Annotated in this window: 19 protein-coding genes; 9 read left to right on the plus strand and 10 right to left on the minus strand. The window is 63.0% G+C overall.

All coding sequences use genetic code 11. The annotated features are described in order from the left end of the window. Positions 1-28: 28 nt before the first annotated feature. The 3 genes from nifD to DESUT3_RS18325 all read right to left on the minus strand — a co-directional run bounded on the left by nifD (position 29) and on the right by DESUT3_RS18325 (position 3,479). Positions 29-1,480, minus strand: coding sequence for a nitrogenase molybdenum-iron protein alpha chain (gene nifD / locus DESUT3_RS18315; RefSeq protein WP_221249926.1), 1,452 nt, complete (start codon positions 1,478-1,480; stop codon positions 29-31). Positions 1,481-1,621: 141 nt separating this feature from the next. After that, complete coding sequence (gene nifH, locus DESUT3_RS18320) at positions 1,622-2,500, minus strand: nitrogenase iron protein (RefSeq protein ID WP_221249927.1); 879 nt, start codon at positions 2,498-2,500, stop codon at positions 1,622-1,624. A 460-nt stretch (positions 2,501-2,960) separates the two neighbouring features. Beyond that, positions 2,961-3,479 carry an O-acetyl-ADP-ribose deacetylase gene (locus tag DESUT3_RS18325; RefSeq protein WP_221249928.1) on the minus strand — a complete coding sequence of 173 codons (519 nt, stop codon included), beginning with the start codon at positions 3,477-3,479 and terminating at the stop codon, positions 2,961-2,963. 355 nt (positions 3,480-3,834) lie between these two features. Here DESUT3_RS18325 and DESUT3_RS18330 point away from each other — a divergent pair, with 355 nt between their 5' ends. Then, the gene (locus DESUT3_RS18330; protein ID WP_221249929.1) at positions 3,835-4,347 is read left to right on the plus strand and encodes a L,D-transpeptidase family protein; all 513 of its coding nucleotides are present in this window, start codon (positions 3,835-3,837) and stop codon (positions 4,345-4,347) included. On the opposite strand, the gene draG is transcribed toward DESUT3_RS18330, so the two are convergent. The 6 genes from draG to DESUT3_RS18360 form a co-directional block, all read right to left on the minus strand. After that, the gene (gene draG, locus DESUT3_RS18335; RefSeq protein ID WP_221249931.1) at positions 4,328-5,272 is read right to left on the minus strand and encodes an ADP-ribosyl-[dinitrogen reductase] hydrolase; all 945 of its coding nucleotides are present in this window, start codon (positions 5,270-5,272) and stop codon (positions 4,328-4,330) included. The two genes, DESUT3_RS18330 and draG, sit on opposite strands and share 20 nt — an antisense overlap. A gap of 151 nt (positions 5,273-5,423) precedes the next feature. Further along, a complete protein-coding gene (locus DESUT3_RS18340) occupies positions 5,424-6,218 on the minus strand; it encodes an NAD(+)--dinitrogen-reductase ADP-D-ribosyltransferase (RefSeq protein ID WP_221249933.1) in 795 nt (264 codons plus the stop codon). Positions 6,219-6,270: 52 nt separating this feature from the next. Then, positions 6,271-6,834, minus strand: coding sequence for an ANTAR domain-containing response regulator (locus DESUT3_RS18345; protein ID WP_221249934.1), 564 nt, complete (start codon positions 6,832-6,834; stop codon positions 6,271-6,273). 160 nt (positions 6,835-6,994) lie between these two features. Next, on the minus strand, positions 6,995-8,197 hold the full coding sequence (locus tag DESUT3_RS18350) for a hypothetical protein (protein ID WP_221249936.1): 1,203 nt from the start codon (positions 8,195-8,197) through the stop codon (positions 6,995-6,997). A 22-nt stretch (positions 8,198-8,219) separates the two neighbouring features. Continuing rightward, positions 8,220-8,696, minus strand: coding sequence for a cytochrome C (locus DESUT3_RS18355; protein WP_221249937.1), 477 nt, complete (start codon positions 8,694-8,696; stop codon positions 8,220-8,222). A gap of 58 nt (positions 8,697-8,754) precedes the next feature. Then, the gene (locus DESUT3_RS18360) at positions 8,755-10,014 is read right to left on the minus strand and encodes a hypothetical protein (RefSeq protein ID WP_221249938.1); all 1,260 of its coding nucleotides are present in this window, start codon (positions 10,012-10,014) and stop codon (positions 8,755-8,757) included. 494 nt (positions 10,015-10,508) lie between these two features. Between DESUT3_RS18360 and DESUT3_RS18365 the strand changes: the two genes are divergently transcribed. From DESUT3_RS18365 to DESUT3_RS18400, 8 genes are all read left to right on the plus strand, one after another. After that, positions 10,509-10,949: a hypothetical protein gene (locus DESUT3_RS18365; RefSeq protein ID WP_221249939.1), complete on the plus strand. Its 441-nt coding sequence runs from the start codon at positions 10,509-10,511 to the stop codon at positions 10,947-10,949. 136 nt (positions 10,950-11,085) lie between these two features. Beyond that, positions 11,086-11,568, plus strand: coding sequence for a nitrous oxide reductase accessory protein NosL (locus DESUT3_RS18370; RefSeq protein WP_221249940.1), 483 nt, complete (start codon positions 11,086-11,088; stop codon positions 11,566-11,568). After that, positions 11,565-11,852, plus strand: coding sequence for a hypothetical protein (locus DESUT3_RS18375; protein ID WP_221249941.1), 288 nt, complete (start codon positions 11,565-11,567; stop codon positions 11,850-11,852). The genes DESUT3_RS18370 and DESUT3_RS18375 overlap by 4 nt, the downstream gene beginning before the upstream one ends. 19 nt (positions 11,853-11,871) lie before the next feature. Then, positions 11,872-13,029 carry an ABC transporter permease gene (locus DESUT3_RS18380; RefSeq protein ID WP_221249942.1) on the plus strand — a complete coding sequence of 386 codons (1,158 nt, stop codon included), beginning with the start codon at positions 11,872-11,874 and terminating at the stop codon, positions 13,027-13,029. A gap of 1 nt (position 13,030) precedes the next feature. After that, on the plus strand, positions 13,031-13,729 hold the full coding sequence (locus DESUT3_RS18385) for an ABC transporter ATP-binding protein (protein ID WP_221249943.1): 699 nt from the start codon (positions 13,031-13,033) through the stop codon (positions 13,727-13,729). Next, positions 13,726-14,733, plus strand: coding sequence for a hypothetical protein (locus tag DESUT3_RS18390; RefSeq protein WP_221249944.1), 1,008 nt, complete (start codon positions 13,726-13,728; stop codon positions 14,731-14,733). Before DESUT3_RS18385 ends, DESUT3_RS18390 begins: the two co-directional genes overlap by 4 nt. Before the next feature lie 50 nt (positions 14,734-14,783). Beyond that, entirely contained in the window at positions 14,784-15,371 is a 588-nt protein-coding gene (locus DESUT3_RS18395; protein WP_221249945.1) for an SCO family protein, read from the plus strand. A 4-nt stretch (positions 15,372-15,375) separates the two neighbouring features. After that, positions 15,376-17,088 carry an amino acid ABC transporter substrate-binding protein gene (locus DESUT3_RS18400; RefSeq protein ID WP_221249946.1) on the plus strand — a complete coding sequence of 571 codons (1,713 nt, stop codon included), beginning with the start codon at positions 15,376-15,378 and terminating at the stop codon, positions 17,086-17,088. Positions 17,089-17,188: 100 nt separating this feature from the next. On the opposite strand, the gene DESUT3_RS18405 is transcribed toward DESUT3_RS18400, so the two are convergent. After that, entirely contained in the window at positions 17,189-17,653 is a 465-nt protein-coding gene (locus DESUT3_RS18405) for a hydrogenase maturation protease (protein ID WP_221249948.1), read from the minus strand. Between the last annotated feature and the right edge of the window lie 102 nt (positions 17,654-17,755).

Raw genomic sequence — 17,755 nt, forward strand, 5'->3', positions numbered from 1 at the left:
AAGGATCGCCCCTACATATCGTTCAACCTCAGAAGGGCGACTTGACCAGGTCCCAAGTGGGCGAGTTGATCGCCATGTCGATGTCGCGGGCGAAGATCGGGAAGCCCTTGTAGCCATGGTAGGGACCGGAGTAGTCCCAGCTGTGCATCTGGCGGAAAGGCAGGCCCATCTTCTGGAAGACGTACTTCTCTTTGATCCCGGAAGCCACCAGGTCGGGCTTCATGGCGTGGGCGAAGTGCTCCAACTCGAGCTCGGAGGCGTCGTCGAAGACCACCGTCGCTTCGGGCATCTCCGGGGCGGTGCGGTCGTAGTCATCCGAGTGGGCGAACTCGTAACCGCTGCCGACGCAGGTCATCCCCAGGTCTTCGTAGGCGCCGATGGTGTGACGGGGGCGCAGGCCGCCGACGTAGATCATGACCTTCTTGCCTTCGAGGCGAGGCTTGACTTCGTCGATGATCGCCTGGCAGACCGGGTCGTACTTGGCGATAACCGCCTCGACCTTCTGCTTGATGTTGTCGTCGAAGAGCTCGGCCAGCTTGCGCAGCGATTCCCTGATCTTGGTCGGACCGAAGAAGTTCAGTTCGATCCAGGGAATCCCGTACTTCTCTTCCATGACCTTGCACATGTAGTTCATGGAGCGGTAGCAGTGGATGACGTTGAGCCGCACCTGGTGGGTGGCGGCGATCTTCTCGAGCTCGCCGTCGCCGGTCCAGACCGACTTGACGTTGAAGCCGCACTCCTCGAGCAGAGGCTTGGTCGACCAGGCGTCGCCGCCAATGTTGTACTCGCCGATCAGGGCGATGTCGTAGGGGCCGATGGGCTCGGCAAACTCGCGGGTTTCGATGATGTAGTCGCGGATGGTGTCGTTGGAGATGTGGTGACCAAGCGACTGGGAGACCCCGCGGAAACCCTCGCAGTTACAGGGGATGACCGGAATATCGAGCTCCTGGGCGGTCTGCTTGGCGACGGAGTTGATGTCATCGCCGATCAGGCCCACCGGGCACTCGGAGAGGACCGAGACGCCCTTGGCCAGGGGGAAGAGCTCCTTGGCCTCGTGGATCAGGGTCTTGAGCTTCTTGTCACCACCGTAGACGACGTCTTTTTCCTGGAAGTCGGAGGTGAACTGCATGCCGAACTGATCGACACCCAGCTTGCCGGTCATCAGGTTGCGCCGGGTCCCCCAGGAGTACCAACCGCAGCCGACCGGGCCGTGGGAGACGTGGACCATGTCGCGGATCGGGCCCCAGACCACCCCTTTGGCGCCGGCGTAGGCGCAGCCGCGGGCGGACATGACACCGGGGACGGTCTTCTTGTTCGACTGCACGCAGGCCTTGCCGGAGCTCTGGTCGTTGGGCGCCAGGTGCTTGGCCCGTTTCTTCTTGCCTTTGGCGGGATAGATCTCGAGGACCTCGTCGATCACCGCCTGGGTCGACTCCTTGGTGACCCCTTCGATAAATTTTTTCTCTATTTTTTCAGACATGAATAACTCCTCGTGAGGCGTGAGGTGTGAGGAGTGAGGAGAAAGTCCCCGCCCCATCCACCAACGATTCAGTCAAGGTCAGGGTGAGGGTTAGGGAGAGGCTTTTGCACCTCACCCCTCACGCCTCACTCCTCACCGAATTTACGCGTTCTCGGCCTTGCCGACAATCGACTCGTCCTCGGCTTCCATGATGCCGAACTCCATCAGCAGGTCTTCGAGTTCGTCCATCTCCAGCGGATTGGGGACGACCAGCATCTTGTTCTCGGAGATTTTCCGGGCCAGTTCACGGTACTCGTCAGCCTGCTTGTGCTCGGGGGAGTACTCGATGACGGTCATGCGGCGCAGTTCCGCGCGCTGCACCTGGTTGTCGCGGGGGACGAAGTGGATCATCTGGGTGCCGAGACGCTCGGCCAAGGCCTCGATCAGCTCGGCCTCGCGGTCGGTGTTACGGCTGTTGCAGATCAGGCCGCCAAGGCGCACGCTGCCGGAAGAGGCGTACTTGACGATCCCCTTGCAGATGTTGTTGGCCGCGTACATGGCCATCATCTCGCCGGAAACCACGATGTAGATCTCTTCGGCCTTGTTCTCGCGAATCGGCATGGCGAACCCGCCGCAGACGACGTCGCCGAGAACGTCGTAGAAGACGAAGTCGAGGTCGGGGGTGTAGGCACCCTCTTCCTCGCAAAAGTTGATGGCGGTGATGACGCCGCGCCCGGCGCAGCCGACGCCCGGCTCGGGACCACCGGACTCGACGCACTTGACGTCGCCGTAGCCGACCCGGAGAACGTCGGAGAGTTCCAGGTCCTCGACGGTGCCGAGCTCGCGGACCTTGTCCATGACCGTCTCCTGCGCTTTGGCATGCAGAATCAGGCGGGTGGAGTCAGCCTTGGGGTCGCAGCCGATGATCATCACCTTCTTGCCGAGGGCGGCCAGGCCGGCCACGGTGTTCTGGGTGGTGGTGGACTTGCCGATGCCGCCTTTGCCGTAGATTGCGATCTGACGAAGTTTTTTCTCTGCCATGACTCTTTCCTCTCTTTTCTGTGTTTTTTCCGGCACCCTCTTTCCGTCCTCCCCCGAGGCGGCATCCCCGTTGATTCGTCCGGGTCGGTGGAAAGAAGTGCCGATCTGAAAAAAAGCGGGCCCCACCCGGACTGTCCGGATGGGGCCCCATTGCCCTTGCGGCTCCGCCATGGCGCCGCGCCTAGGTTGTTTGGTTGAGTTGCGAGTGGAACAAAAAAATACCCGCGGAGAGATTTCCTCCAGCGGGCGTCGTTGCCGATGGATCGACCGGCACGTCCTCGTGCGGCGATCGCGTTACGGTCGCCTATAAAGCAGGGGCCGTGCCAAAACCCGGCAGCAACCTGCAAGAGCATGAAACCACTGAGCTATTTATTTCCAGCCCGGTTTGTGCCGCGGACCGGCCGGGGGCGAGTGTGCACAGAACTTCAGCAAACCCTGCCCAGCCCTTGGGCAAAAAAGTCTATGCCCCCTCGGCGGCGGCATTTTGATAAGCGAGCAGGTCGGCGGCCGAGAAACAGATGAAATACGCTTTCTCCACCACCTTGGACGCGGCGAGAAATGCCCGCACCTCGCGGAGGGCGATGCGGCAGGCCCGCTCGATGGGGAAGCGGTAGGCGCCGGTGCTGATGGAGGGAAAGGCGATGGTTTTGACGCCGTTTTGTTCGGCCAACCTGAGGCAGTTGCGGTAACAGTCGGCGAGCAGCTGCTCCTCGCCGCGGCCTCCGCCGCGCCACACGGGACCGACGGTGTGAATGACATGGCAGGCGGCAAGCCGGTAGCCTTGGGTGATCCGGGCCTGGCCGGTGGGACAGCCGCCAAGCCCACGGCACTCCTCGAGCAGTTCCGGCCCGGCGGCGCGGTGAATCGCCCCGTCGACGCCCCCGCCGCCGAGCAGTGTCGAGTTGGCCGCGTTGACTATGGCATCCACAGCCATTTGGGTTATATCCCCCTGCACGATCTCGATCCGCTCCGATCTCATCGGCCACCTCCTGTGGACAAAAGAGCCCCGTGCCTTCTTTTCAATGATACTCGATCCCCAGCGGAGGGAAACCCCGCCCAGCAAGACAGTCGGGTATTTGACAAAACTAAGGCCATAACACGGAGCGCGCCTGAGTCCTTGACCCCGTCTGGGCTCACCGGGCGGTAGCCAGGTTATTGGTTAACAGGCTGAAAGGACTAGGGAGTTTTCGAGGGAGAGGCTGAGGCCTCACAGTGAGGCACGGGCCTTGCTAAAGCAATAGGGCACGGACCGTCTTCGGAGGCGGATTGTCATTGTTTTTCATGCACTTGGATGCGCTGTCAGGAGAAAGACACCGGGCCAGGAGAGGTTGCGCATGACACGACTCGGACAAACCCTGCTGACATTTCTGATCCTGGCCCTCGCCCAGGGCTGGGCCGGGCCGGCGTTGGCCAGCCCTGCCCCGAAAGTCGACCGGGTGGTGGTGAAAAAATCGATCCGCACCCTGTACCTCTACCGCGGGAACAAGGTGGTCCGCTCCTTCCCCGTGTCCCTGGGAAAAAATCCCCGCGGCCATAAGGTCCGCCGAGGCGACCGCCGCACCCCGGAAGGGCGTTACGTACTCGACTGGCGCAACGAACAGAGCCGCTTCTACCGTGCCATCCACATCTCCTACCCCAACCAGGACGACCTGCGCCGGGCCCAGCAGCTGGGGGTTCAGGCCGGGGGTGCCATCATGATCCACGGCCTGCCCAATCGCTACGGCGACGACGAGGATTACTTCCTGAGCCGCGACTGGACCGAAGGGTGCATCGCCGTGGGCAACCGCGACATGGACGAAATCTGGCGCCTGGTCGCCGACCAGACGGTCATCGAGATCCACCCCTGAGGGTTGCCCGCCGCTCGCCACTGCTCGCCAGCAGGGGAGACAGGCGCACCAGGGCGGCAGCTGCCGCCTCCACCTCTTCGCGGATGACCGGATCCATCTTCTTCACCCAGCGCCGGGGGAAGGCGTCGAGGCCGTAAAATGCCCCGGCGATCATCCCGGCGATGGCGCCGGTGGTGTCCGCGTCGCCCCCCTGGTTGACCACGCCGACCAGGCATTCCTCAAAAGTGGCTGTGGAGAACAGAAAATGGAAGACGGTCTGCAGGGTATCCACCACGTAGCCGGTGGCGTTCCCCCGGTAGTTGTTGAACTGGAAATTGGGGTGGGTTTCGACCAGCTCACGGGTGATGGTGTGCAGGTCGAAGCGGTCGGCGCCGAGCAGCGCCTGCTGCACCATGCGCCCCACGGTGATGCAGGCGGCATCGGAAAGCGGGTGATGGTGAGTGATGCGGGCCTGTTCCAGGGAACACTGCCGAAGCAGGGTTTCGTCGCCGAGAGTAAACAACGCAACCGGGGCCATGCGCATGACCGCGCCGTTGCCGGCGTCCCACTCGTTGCAGGGGGTTTCGAGCTGCCCCTTGCGCATGTAGTCGCGAATCCCCTTGCGGCAGGTCGAGCCGATGTCGATGGGCTTGGATCTCATCCAGCCCACGAAGTTCTCGGCGATCCCCTGCAGGTCCCAGCCGCCGGCGGCGGTCAGGGCGCGGGCGATGCACAGGGACATCTCGGTATCGTCGGTGACCTGCCCGGGCTTGAGGTTCAGCCAGCCGCCGCCGACGATCTTGCGATGCACCTTGAACTGGACGCGGATCTCCCCCGGGGTCATGAACTCGGTGGTGGCGCCCAGGGCATCGCCGATGGCCAGCCCGAGAAAGGCGGCCCTGGCGCGGGAGAGGATGGCGTCTTTTTTGGGGGGGGATACTGTCATTTAATCACAAGGTCGGGGTGCACTGCCGGTTGAACCCATATGTGCTTCCGGCCGCGTCAGATCCGTCGGATAGGTCTGATCCGACCGATCGGTCAGATCAGATGCGGCCGAAGCCCACCAATAACCAATCACCAGCAACCAGCCTCCGATTTCATCCCCCCGTCAGCACCTTCACCTCGAACTCCCCGCCGATCACCAGCACCTCCTCTTCCCCCTTGAGCAGGGAAGAGGGGAGAATGCCGCTGCGGTAGAAGATCTTGCTGACCGGCACCCGTGCCTCGAGAACCTTGCTGCCGAATTCCCAGGCCCTTTCGAAATCGCTGGTGAAAGAATTGAGGTTGTTCAACCGCACCAGGTAAAGATTCCGCTCCAGCTTCTCCAGGATCTTGTGCTCGGCAAAATCGAAGACCCCACGGTAGAGGGTCAGGTGCGGGGTTTCGCCGAGCGAGCGGCGCAATTCGTACTGGACGAACTCGAAGAGCACGTCGAACTGGGCATGGATGGCGCTGGTGCGGGCGGCGCCCTGCATCCGATCGACCATGAACTGGTAATAGGCCTCGGAGCTGATGCTCTCGATCGGCTCGCGATGAAAGGTCGGGCTGAGCCCGAAGCGGCTCTCCACCCAGCCCTTGAGCACCGCGCCGGCCGGGGAGTTGGAATCGAACATCCACCCCTTTAAAAACCGCAGGTAGCTGTTCTTGAGGCTCTTGCGGCTACTCGCCGAGGTTTCCTGCTGCCACTGGTGCAGTTGAAAGGTCACGTCCATGTAGTCGTGAAACAGCTCAGCCCGCTCCCGCGGCGAATCGAGCCGCTCCAGCCGCTCGAACAGCAGCCGGTTCGTCTGCCGCACCCCCTGGATCTCGAGGGGCTTGGGATGGACATTGAAATGCCTGGAAGCAATCGCCCATGGCGGCAGATTGCAAAGATTCATCGGCGAAGCTTCCATCCATCCCCCCCGCTTTTCCTTGACCCTTTATCCCTTCTGCTCGAGCCCGCTCTCAGCTTTCCATCAGCAGGATCGCGTCGGCCACTTCGCGAAGCGTCTTGCGCTTGTCCATGGCGATCTTCTGCATCTTGCGGTAGGCCTCGGGTTCGCTCATCCCCTTGCTGATCAAAAGCCCCTTGGCCTTTTCCACCACCTTGCGGGTCTCCAGGGTCTCCTTCAGGCTGGCGACCTCGTCGCGCAGGGAAGAAACCTCGATGAAGTGGTGAATGGCAAGATCGACGGCCGCGTAAACCTGCGCCTCGCGAAACGGTTTTACCAGGTAGTTCATGATCCCGGCTTCCCGGGCGCGCTTGACGGTGTCGGGATCGGCGGTGGCAGTCAGCAGGACGATGGGGGCGGAAACCTCCTTGCCCATTTTTTCAGCAGCAGTGATGCCGTCCATAACAGGCATGGATACGTCCATGATGATCAACAGGGGCTTTTTCGCCCGGGCGAGATCCACCGCCTGACGGCCGTTCTCCGCCTCCACGATCTCGTCAAAACCATAATTTTCCAGGGTTTCTTTGACCTGGCGGCGAATCAGGGGCTCGTCGTCTACGACCAGAGCTATTTTCATCTGCGGAAACCTCCATGGTTTTTTGATGGATGCACTCCAAGGACAGTGCATAAGCGGTGCCGGTTCGAAATGCGGGGCCGAAAAATGAAAACTGCCGCCCGGGGCAGGTAGCCAGACCGGGCAGCAGCGGTTGAGCGGAAGGAAAAATTTCCGGGACGACCTATTGGGGAAACAGGTCGGTGTGGCATTCCGCACAGTCGCGGGGGACCAGGATCTCGAACAGCCCGGTGTCGGGATTGAGTTGGAAGGCGTGACAACTGTCGCAGAAATAGATGTCCCCCACGTCGCAGGTCCCCTGGGCCAGGCAGGGGGCCACCGAGCCGGCCGGGATCGGCGTGCCCACCAGCAGGTGATGGCGGTTGACGTTGCGCCTGGGGTCGTTGATGAAATCGGGATCTTCGGGGTCCCCCTGCGGCTCGACATGGCAGACGCGGCAGTCTTCCTGCGAATCGCGCTGGGCGAAGGGGATGGCGTCGTGCTGCAGGTGTCCCACGCGGGCCGCCCGGGTGCCGCTGGCGGGATCGTCGATGACCACCTCCTCGCGCCTGGTGACCTCGCCCAGGAACACCGGATCCCGGGTGTCCGCTCTGCCGAGGCGGGCAAGGTAGGCCGCAGGGGCTTCCACCGGCCGCCCATGGCAGGAGATGCACCCGGCGACGTTGGCCAGGGGATCGCTGCCGTGGCAGGCGAGACAGGACGGGCCGACCCCGCCGCCCAGACCGGCCCCATGACACAGGGCGCAGGAGCCGGAGAGATTCCCCGCATCGTAATGACTCAGGTAATACAAGGGGGCGGCCACCCCGCCGACCCGGTAGACGATCTCGGTGCCGTACCAGTGAAGCTGGTCCTGTTTGAGCGGGGCGTTGGGATCGAAGGCCGGATGGCCGGCTCCGAGATTGTGCCCCCATTCGAAGCCATTGTTGCCGTGACAGCCCACGGCGCTCTCGCACCCCTGCTCCAGGCGCCCGATGGGGACGTCGAAACGGGGATTGCTGCCCGGGCCGCCCTCGCGGCCGTGGCAACCCTGGCAGCTGCGGATATCGCGCCGTGCCCAGGTGCCGTGATTGACCGGGAAGCGCCATTCCAGCGCAGCCTCGACCGGATCGGGGTGGATGCGGAACGGGGGGCCGCCGATGTGGCAGCTGAAACAGCTTGGTACCGGTGAGTTGCCCCGAAAATCCACCCCGTGGCAGACCTGGCAGCTGAAGATATCCTCCTGGGCCTCGGTATCGTGCAGAAACCGCCAGCCTGCCTCATGGACCTTGCCGGCAGCCGGAGCGTCGGAGCTGCTCGAGTTGGAAGAGCACCCGGCAAACAGTGCCGCCAGCAACAGGCCAACGGCGAGCCCGACAGCGCAACGCATCTTGAATCCTTTCATCGAACTGCTAGCGGCCATGGCAGGGCTGACAGGTTTTGGAGGATTTGGGGTTGCCGTGGCAACGGAAACAGGAACTGGGGTCGACCCGCCCGTCGATGCGATGCCGGGAGAGGTAATCGCCTCGGTGCTGGGTCCGCCGGAAATTCTCGGTCTGGTTCTTCAGCGACGGCTTGAGCTCGGAGCGGGTGACGTGGCAGTCGTTGCAGAAGCTCTGCTGGTGGCAGAGGCTGCAGACTTTCTCGTCCTGGTAGGCGAGCAGCCGGTGCGAATCGGTGAAATAGGCCGTGTGATTGTAGCGCGCGAAGGGAATCGGCTCGGTTTCATGCCCGTGACAGCGCACGCAGAACACCCGCCTTTCGCCCATCTCGTAAATGGGCGGGTGTTTCTCCGGCAACCGGTAGCTATCATTCATCGACGCGCAGGAGATGATCAGCAGCGGTGCCAACAGCGCCGCCAACACTCCGGCAAACAGTTTCTTGTCCATCCTGACTCCTGATCGTGCGGGCCCGGCTCAACCCCGCTAGCCCGGGGTTGCAAGCGAGTCACCGATCGTACTGGTACTCGGCGACCAGCAGGGTGCGAATATCCTCGTCATTATACGGGTCGGAGCTGTAGTCGGCCGAGAGCTTGAGGCGCAGGGCGTTGCGCAAAAATCGCCGGCCGACCCCCAGCGAGGCGAAAAGCGAGCTGTCCTCGTTGTAGAGCGCCTCGTCGTAATCGACATAGACGACGTCGCCGGTAACGAAGGCCGGGGCCAGGTCGAGGTAGAAGAAGCCCCGGCCCAGGGTATAGCGGTTCTCGTCCACGTCCCCTTCCATACGCCCCGCTTCGGCGCCGAAATGGGAGAAGATCTTCCATTTCCAGGTGAAGATCGCCGAGAGGTAATCGGACTCGCCGAAGCGCTTGTCGTATTCGTAATGTCTGGCCTTGAGGCCGATCTCGTAGTCTTCGCTGGGATAGAAGTAGGCCTCGGCCCCGTAGATCCGCGTATCGGATTCGAGAAAGGGCTGGGCCCGGAAGGGCCCGGAGGTGTTGTCCTTGTCGGAGAAAAACCCGTCGGAAGTGTAGTACTGGTACTGGGGGCGGAATTCGAAGCGCCACAGGGGAATCCGCGCCTCGACGGAGTGCTCCCCCCATTGGTCGGCCAGCAGGTTGCGGGTGGCCTGTCCGAGCAACGTGACGTTGGCCGGCAAGCCCAGGGAAAGGTCGATGCCGGCCAGTTCCTCGTCACGATCGGAGTCGTTGGTCAGAAACTTGTAGGACAGACCAAGATCGTATTTCCCCAGCCGGTGCCAGGAGACGCGGCCGCCGACAATGCCGTCGCCGGCCCGGCCGTCGGCCACCTCGAGGCTGACCGGCATCCCCAGGTATCCGGAGAAGGAGAGCCAAGGATTGATGTCCACCGCCCCGTAGAGCCCGTCGACGCTCTCATTGGCGACCCCCTCGAAGACATACTGGCGCCCGAGGCGCATCTGGAAGTCGCGGTCGCGGGGGGCGTACTGGAGATAGGCGTAAAGAAGCTCGCCCTGGGTGTCGTCCTGGAAAAAGTCATCCCCCAGGTTGACCCGCATCCAGCCATAGGCATGGAAGGATGCCGCCGAGTCCTGGCCGGGGCGATAATCCAGGCGCAGGTACTCGTAAACCGGCAGAACCTGATTGTTCCGCTCGGTGCCGACGTCTCGCTCGAAATAGTGAATCAGCGTATCGGATTTCAGCTGGATATCCGGTTGGGCGGCGAAGACTGGGCAGGCAAGCGCAAGGCAAAGCGCAACAAGCAGCCAGGTCCTGATAAAAGGCCCCATCAGAGCATTCCCCATAACTTGATTATTCATTTCAGCGCACTGGGCCTTTTCCCCGGTCATGGAGTCGAGCAGGCCAATCACTCCGTGCGATCCACCCGGGCTGCGAAGCGGTCAAAAACCTTTACTTCAGCCAGATGATAAGGTTAATGGATTCAGCGTCCGTTGGCAAGTGCCAATCCTTATTTCCGGCCCCGGCGCCACCGGTTCGTCTGCCGCCTTCCGGTCCCCTTTGGTTATTCACCGCAGGCTTTCCCCAGTTTTAGGATTAAAAAGATCCGCTTGGAGGCGGGCGCCAAACACACTACATCAGTAAACAAAAAGGACCAGGCAATTTAGGACACAACTAAAAAACAACAACTCAACCAGCTATTGAAGGCAAATGTCATGATAGAAAAAAACAACTTGATGAACAATCATCATTTTGATACTTTTCGATGAACAACCAAGCTTTGCGTTTTACAATTCTTCAATTTTCAATCGAGAGGAGATCCTGAATGAACCTGTTTTCCAGAACCTGCTACCTGCTACTGATTGCTTTTCTACTGGTCATCGCTGGTTGTGCCGCCCACAATCGGTCGGCCGCCGATACCGGGCGCAACGACGTGCTCTACGTCTGCGACTGCGGACCGCAATGCTCCTGCAACACGGTGAGCGCCGAGCCTGGCAAGTGCGCCTGCGGCAAGGATCTCAAGTGGACCCATGTGGTCAAGATCGAGGGGGACGAAGCCCTGCTCTGCACCTGCAAGCAGGGGTGCACCTGCGCCATCGACGCCAAGGACCCGAGCAAATGCGGCTGCGGAATGCCGCTCAAGCGGGTCAGCCTGAAGGGGACCGGTATCCACTTCTGCAACTGCGGCGGATCCTGCTTCTGCAACACGGTGGCCGCCAAAGCCGGCCAATGCCGCTGCGGAATGCCGCTTAAGCAAAGCAACTGATTCCGGACCCATACCAGGAAAATCAAACCGAAGGGGGAGTCGCACTCCCCCTTCGGTCTTTTCCAGGTGCCCGTCCTGTGGTATGAATATTACTGATCCCCCCACCCTGCCCTGCAACCCAAGCCGGAGCCGTCCCATGAACGTCAAACTGATTCCCGGCCTTGCCCTCGCTCTGCTGCTTTCCGCGACTCTGCTCACCCCTGTGTCCGCCGAAGAGGCCATCAGCCCCGGCCCAGGTGACCGCTGCCCGGTCTGCGGCATGTTCGTCGCGCCCCACCCGAACTGGGTGACGGCCATCGCCTTCAAGGACGGCTCCCGGGTCTTTTTCGACGGGCCCAAGGACATGATCCGCTACTACCTCTCCTTCGCCGACTACAACAAGACCCGCACCCTTGAAGATGTCGCCGGAGTGTTCGTGACCGAATACTACTCGACCCGGCAGATGGCCGCCGAGGAGGTGTTCTTCGTCCTCGGCAGCGACGTCATGGGGCCGATGGGCAAGGAGCTGATCCCGATCGCCGGACGGGAGGCCGCCGAGACCTTCCTGCGCGACCACCGCGGCGAAAAAATCACCACCTTCGCCGAGATTGTCGGCCCCGGAGTCCCGCAGAGCCGATGAAGCGCCACCGCGCCTACCTCGCCGCGACCCTGGCCGCCCTGGCGCTGCTGGGCGGACTGCTGGCCCAGGGCCGGGAGCAGGTGAGGCTCCGCCAATCCCGGGAGCTTGCCGGCAAACTGCAACTGGTGAGATCCCTCGGCCTGACCGACCTGGCCATCTGGAGCGAAGCGCGCTACACCCGGCACCCCTCGCAGGCCGACCATTTCACCCCGTTTCAGGAGTTTCCCGGCTCGCTGGAGCACTTCCCCGCCGGCTCGATACTCGCGCCGCCGCGCGACCACTAAGAGGAAAACCCGCTGCCCCATGATCCGCCATCTGAAAATCCTCGAATTCGCCCTGGCCTCGCTGCTGCGCCGCAAGTTCAAGAACCTCTCCCTGATCCTGGTCTACGCCTTCACCGTCGCGGTACTGGCCTCGATCCTCTTCATCACTCACGCCCTGCGCCAGGAAGCCGGGCAGCTGCTCGCCGAGGCGCCGCAACTGGTGGTTCAGCGTCTGGCCGCCGGCCGTCATGACCTGGTCCCGGTGGACTACGCCAGGCGGATCGGCACCATCCCCGGGGTCGGCGAGGTGCGCCCCCGCTACTGGGGCTATTATTACGACGCGCTGACCAAGGCCAACTACACCCTGCTCGGGGTCTCCGGCGAAACCCCGGGACTGGAACTGCTCGAGGGGCGGATGCCCTCCGCCCCCGGCGAATGCGCCGTCGGCGTGGGCGTCGCCGAGGTGCGCATCCTCGCCCCCGGCGACGACCTGATCATCATCGACAGCCGCAACATCGGCACCCTGTTCGAAGTCACCGGCGTCTTCCGGGCCGAATCGAGCCTGCTGACCAACGACCTGGTGGTGCTCGGCGAGCAGGATGTGATCGAATTTTTCGGGCTCCCCGAGGGGATGGCCACGGACATCGCCGTGGAGGTGTTCAACGAGCGGGAGATCGACACCGTGGCGGTCAAGATCAAAAAGGAACTCCCCGACAGCCGCCCCATCACCCGCGGCGAAATCGTGCGCACCTACGACGCGGTGTTCAACTGGCGCAGCGGCATGATGCTGACCATCTTCGCCGCCGCCCTGGCGGCCTTCTGCATCCTGGCCTGGGACAAAGCCACCGGCATCAGCGCCGAGGAGAAACGGGAGATCGGGGTGCTCAAGGCGATCGGCTGGGACACCTCGGATATTCTCGAGTTGAAGTTCTGGGAAGGGGTCGCCATCTCGGTGAGCGCCCTGCTGCTCGGGCTCATCGGCGCCTACCTGCATGTTTTCAAGCTGGGCGCGACCCTGCTCGCCCCGGTCCTCAAGGGGTGGTCGGTGCTGTTTCCCAGCTTCGACCTGGTCCCCTACGTCGATCTCTACCAGGTGTTTGTATTGAGCTTTCTGACTGTCGCCCCCTACGTGGCCAGCACCGTGATCCCGTCCTGGAAGGCGGCGGTGACCGACCCGGAAACGGTGATGAGGAGTTGAGATGGAATCCACGATCCTGATCGACGCCGCGGGCGTGAGCAAGATCCACAACCGGGGCAAGCCCGATGAGGTCGCCGCGGTCCGGGACGCCTCGCTGCGAGTGCGCCGCGGCGAGACGCTGGTTCTGAAGGGCCCGAGCGGCTCGGGCAAGACCTCGCTGCTGAGCCTGGTCGGCTGCATGGCGCGCCCATCGGCCGGCAGAATCCTGGTGGAAGGGCGCGACGTGGCCAAGCTCCCGGAGCGCTTTCTCACCGAAGTGCGCCGTTCGACCTTCGGCTTCATTTTTCAGCAGTTCAACCTGGTGCGCGATCTGAGCGTGCAGGACAATGTGCTGCTGCCGCTCTTCCCCCTCGACACCAGGCTGGCCGAGATGCGCCGCCGCGCCGCGGCGGTGCTGGAGAAACTCAGCCTGGCCGGAAAAAGCCAGCGCAAGGTACGCCAGCTCTCCGGCGGCGAGCAGCAGCGGGTGGCCATCGCCCGGGCGCTGATCAACAACCCGCGGATCCTGGTGGCCGACGAGCCGACCGCCCATCTCGACAGCCGCCTGGCCGCCGACCTGCTCGACATCCTGAGCGGGCTGAAAGCGGAAGGGAAGACCATTCTCATCGCCACCCACGACCCCTACATCTTCGAGCACCCGCTGGTGGACCGCAGCATCGAGATGCACGACGGCCGCATCGCCGGAGCCGCGACGCCATGATCCTGCACGGGGGCATCCTGGCGCTGCTGGCCGGCTCGGGCATCGTCTTTCTCATGATGCTCTACGCCTGCGCGCTGGCGCTGCGCATCCTCGCCCGCTGGGATTTCCGCAGCAGCTCCGACGTTCAGCTCGCCCTGGAGCGGCGCACCTACCTGGTCTCCACCATCGTGCATTACGCCCTGGGATTCGAGATCATTTCCCTGGTGCTGTTCGTCCACACCCTCGACGATATCCACCCGCTGTTCGTCGGCGCCATGTGCGCCACCGGTGCGCTCAACGCCAACCCCGTCGGCTGGAGCGCACTGACGGTCAAGCTGGTCGCGGTGTTCGCCGCGGCGCTCTGGCTGGGTGCCAACCATCTCGACCAGCGCGCCGAGGATTCCCCGCTGGTGCGCCCCAAGTACGGCGCGCTTTTGCTGCTCACCCCGCTGCTGGGCGTCAGCCTCTACCTGCAAGGGAGCTACTTTCTGGGGCTGCAGCCGGAGATCATCACCTCCTGTTGCGGGTCGCTGTTCGGTTCGGGGGAAGCCGGGGTGGCCGGCGAACTGGCCGGGCTGCCGCCGGAGCCGACGATGAAGGTCTTCTACGGCAGCCTGCTCGCCTGGTTCGGCTGCGTCGGCCTGGCGCTGAAAAGCCGGCTGGGGCTCTGGCGCTACCTGGTGGGCCTGCTTTCGCCGGCGCTGTTCTTTATCTCCCTGGCCTCCGTGGTATCCTTTATCTCGCTTTACATCTACCAGCTCCCGACCCACCACTGCCCTTTCGACATGTTCCAGGGGCACTATCGGTTTATCGGCTATCCGCTATACCTAGGGCTGTTCGGTGGGACCCTGTTCGGCCTTCTCACCGGGCTGGCCCAGCCGCTGAAAAGGCGGGCGAGCCTGCGCGGGGAGGTGGAGCGCAGCGAAAGACGCTGGCTGTGGCTGGCATTGGTGTGCATGCTGATGTTTCTCACCACGGCTTCCTGGCAGATGCTGTTCGGCCAGTTCACCCTGCTGGGATATTGATCTTGGTCCGGGCCCCGCGGGCCCCCATTGCAATCAGACGAGGTTTCAAGATGCTCAGATTCAGGTCGTTTCCTCTCTTCAGCCTGCTGCTGGCGCTGCTGGTTCTTGCCCCCGCCCTCGGCGCCTCGGCCGCCGATTCGCCCCGTTACCGGCGCAGCGTTGAAAACTACCAGGTTCCCGACGTGATCCTGACCAACCAGAACCGCGAGAAGGTCCGCCTGGTTGAACTGCTCGATTCCGACATTCCGGTTATGGTCGATTTCATCTACGGCACCTGCACCACCATCTGCCCGGTACTGAGCGCCGGTTTCTCCAACCTGCAGAAGAAACTGAGCCCCGACGCAAAACAGAAGGTGCGCCTGGTCTCGGTGACCATCGACCCCGAATATGACACCCCCGAGATCATGACCGAGTACCTGAAACGCTACCGCGCCCAGGAGGGGTGGGACTTTCTCACCGGGACCCGGGAGGACATCGATCGGGTCATGCATGCCTTCAACGCCTATATCCCCGACAAAATGGGACACTACCCCCTGAACCTGCTCAAGGGCCCCGGAAAGGACCAATGGGTGCGCATCTACGGATTGCTGAGCACCCGCGACCTGATGAGCGAATACGACCAACTTCTGGAGAAATGATCCCATGTCCCTGCGCCAGGTAGGTAAAGAAGGTGGATACAGGATTCTGCTGCCGGCCCTGATGCTGGTGCTGGCCTGGGCGGGCCTGGGATGCGCCGAGCCCTCCGGGGTGGCGGGTCTCTCCCATCAGGAAGCCCTCCGCCAGGGAGAAGCCATGTACCGCTTCGGCATCCTCCCCTCGGGAGAACCCATGCAGGCCATCGTCCAGGGGGACATCCCCGTCGACGGCACCATGTTCAGCTGTGAAAGCTGCCACCTGCGCGGCGGCCTGGGGGCCCTGGAGGGCAAGATCATCACCCTGCCGACCAACGGGCGCGAGCTCTACAAGCCCTACATCAAGGCAGCCGAGGAAACCCTGCCCAAATGGGGCTCCATGCACCCGAGCATGCAGCCCAAGGAACTGCGACCGGCCTACACCGACGAGACCCTGGCGCGGGTGCTCTGGGTGGGGGAAGATCCCGCCGGCCGGGTGCTGAGCTACACCATGCCGCGCTACGAGCTCGACGAGCGGGACATGGCGATTTTGGTCTACTACCTGAAAAACCTCAGCGCCGAGCTCTCCCCCGGGGTCGATCCCACCACTTTGCGCTTCGCCACGGTCTATTCGGAGGATGCCGATCCGCAGCGCGTCGAGGTCATGCTCGGGGTGCTCGATGCCCACGTCCGGGCCAACAACGGCCAGTCCCGTCTGCAGGAGCGCCGGGCCAAGGAGGGCCCCTTCTACAAGAAAAAGAAATCCACCGCCTATCGCAAGTGGACCCTCGAGCGGTGGGTCCTCAAGGGCGATCCTTCGACCTGGCCCGACCAGCTCGAAGAGTACTACCGCAAGCAGCCGGTGTTCGCCCTGCTCGGCGGGATGGTCCCCGGCAGCTGGCAGCCGATCCACGAGTTCTGCGAGAAAAACCGCATCCCCAACGTGCTGCCCATCACCGATTATCCGGTCATCTCCGGCAGCGACTGGTACACCGTCTATTTCTCCAAGGGGCACTACCAGGAGGGCGAGGGGGCCGCGCGTTTTTTGCGGACCCAGGATGAGGAAACCCGCAGCCGCCCCATCATCCAGGTCTTTCGCGACGACCTCCGCGGTCAGACCCTGGCCAAGGGCTTCCGGGAAACCTGGCAGCTACTGGGCCAGAGCCCGGCGGAGGAGCGGCCCTTGGCCGCAGGTGCCGAGTTGGACAAGGGCCTGCTGGGCGGGATCTACGCCGAGCATCCTTCGGCGACCGTGCTGCTCTGGCTTGAGCCCCGGGACCTGGAAGCCATCAAGATCCCGGAGCAGGGGCAAGGCCGAGTGCTGATCGGCTCGGCGAGAATGCTCGAAGGGCACCTGGGGAAAATCCCCGAGACGCTGCGCCAGAGCCTCTACCTGACCTACCCCTACCGGCTTCCGGAAGACATGGCCAAGGGGGAACTGGTGCTGCGCAGCTGGCTCAAGATGAAGAAACTCTCCCTGAGCGACCTCCGGGTCCAGTCGGACATGTACTTTGTCGGCTGGATGCTCGCCGGGGTGACGATGATGATGGAAAACGACTTTTTCCGGGAAAACTTCCTGGATGCCATCGATATGATGAACGACGAAACCTACGCCATCGTCACCTATCCGCGCCTGAGTTTCGGCCAGGGGCAGCGCTATGCCTCAAAGGGGTGCTACCTGATCCAGCTCGGCCCGGGGCCCCAGCCCGAACTCATCCCCAGGAGCGAATGGGTCATTCATTGACAGGTCCGGGGAGCCCCAACGGGGTAATCGGGAACAAGGGCGAAAATTAGGTAGGGGCGCGGTACCCGCGCCCCGGCATTTCAATATTTAATCACCACAGTCAATAGCCGCCCAGTTCCCGCAGCAGCTGCGCCAGAAGCGGCTCCAGGGCGGCCGCCACCGGCGGCGAAAGCCCCAGCTGCCGGCTCACGGACTCGGGCTGCACCCCGAATATGACAATCTTCTCCGGCAGGCAGCCGAGCTCCCTGCCGAGGGCCAGCACCTGGGCCAGGCCGGTTTCGTGCAAGGAAAGCCCGCCTCCGCCGGCGTCCGCCGCGACCACCTCCTCCGGGGTGAAGCGCACCAGCGATCCCGGCACCTTCCCCATCTCCACCGCATCGACCAGGACCACCCGGTCGGCCCCATCCATCAGCGTGAGCAGGGTCAGGCCGCCGGTGCCGCCGTCGATCACCTCCACCCCTTCGGGCAGCACCATGGCCGCCAGCCGTTCGGCGGCGGCAATGCCGATGCCGTCGTCGCCCATCAGGGGGTTGCCGACGCCGATGAGGCGGGTTGTTTCAGGCATAAATTTTTCCAGTAGGAAAAATTCGCGGCCGCGCCGGATAGGACCGATCGGTCGGATCCGACCTATCCGACGGATCGGGTGCGGCCGCGACCATCAAAATGA

The organism is Desulfuromonas versatilis, from assembly GCF_019704135.1.
GTDB classification, from domain to species: Bacteria; Desulfobacterota; Desulfuromonadia; order Desulfuromonadales; family NIT-T3; genus Desulfuromonas_A; species Desulfuromonas_A versatilis.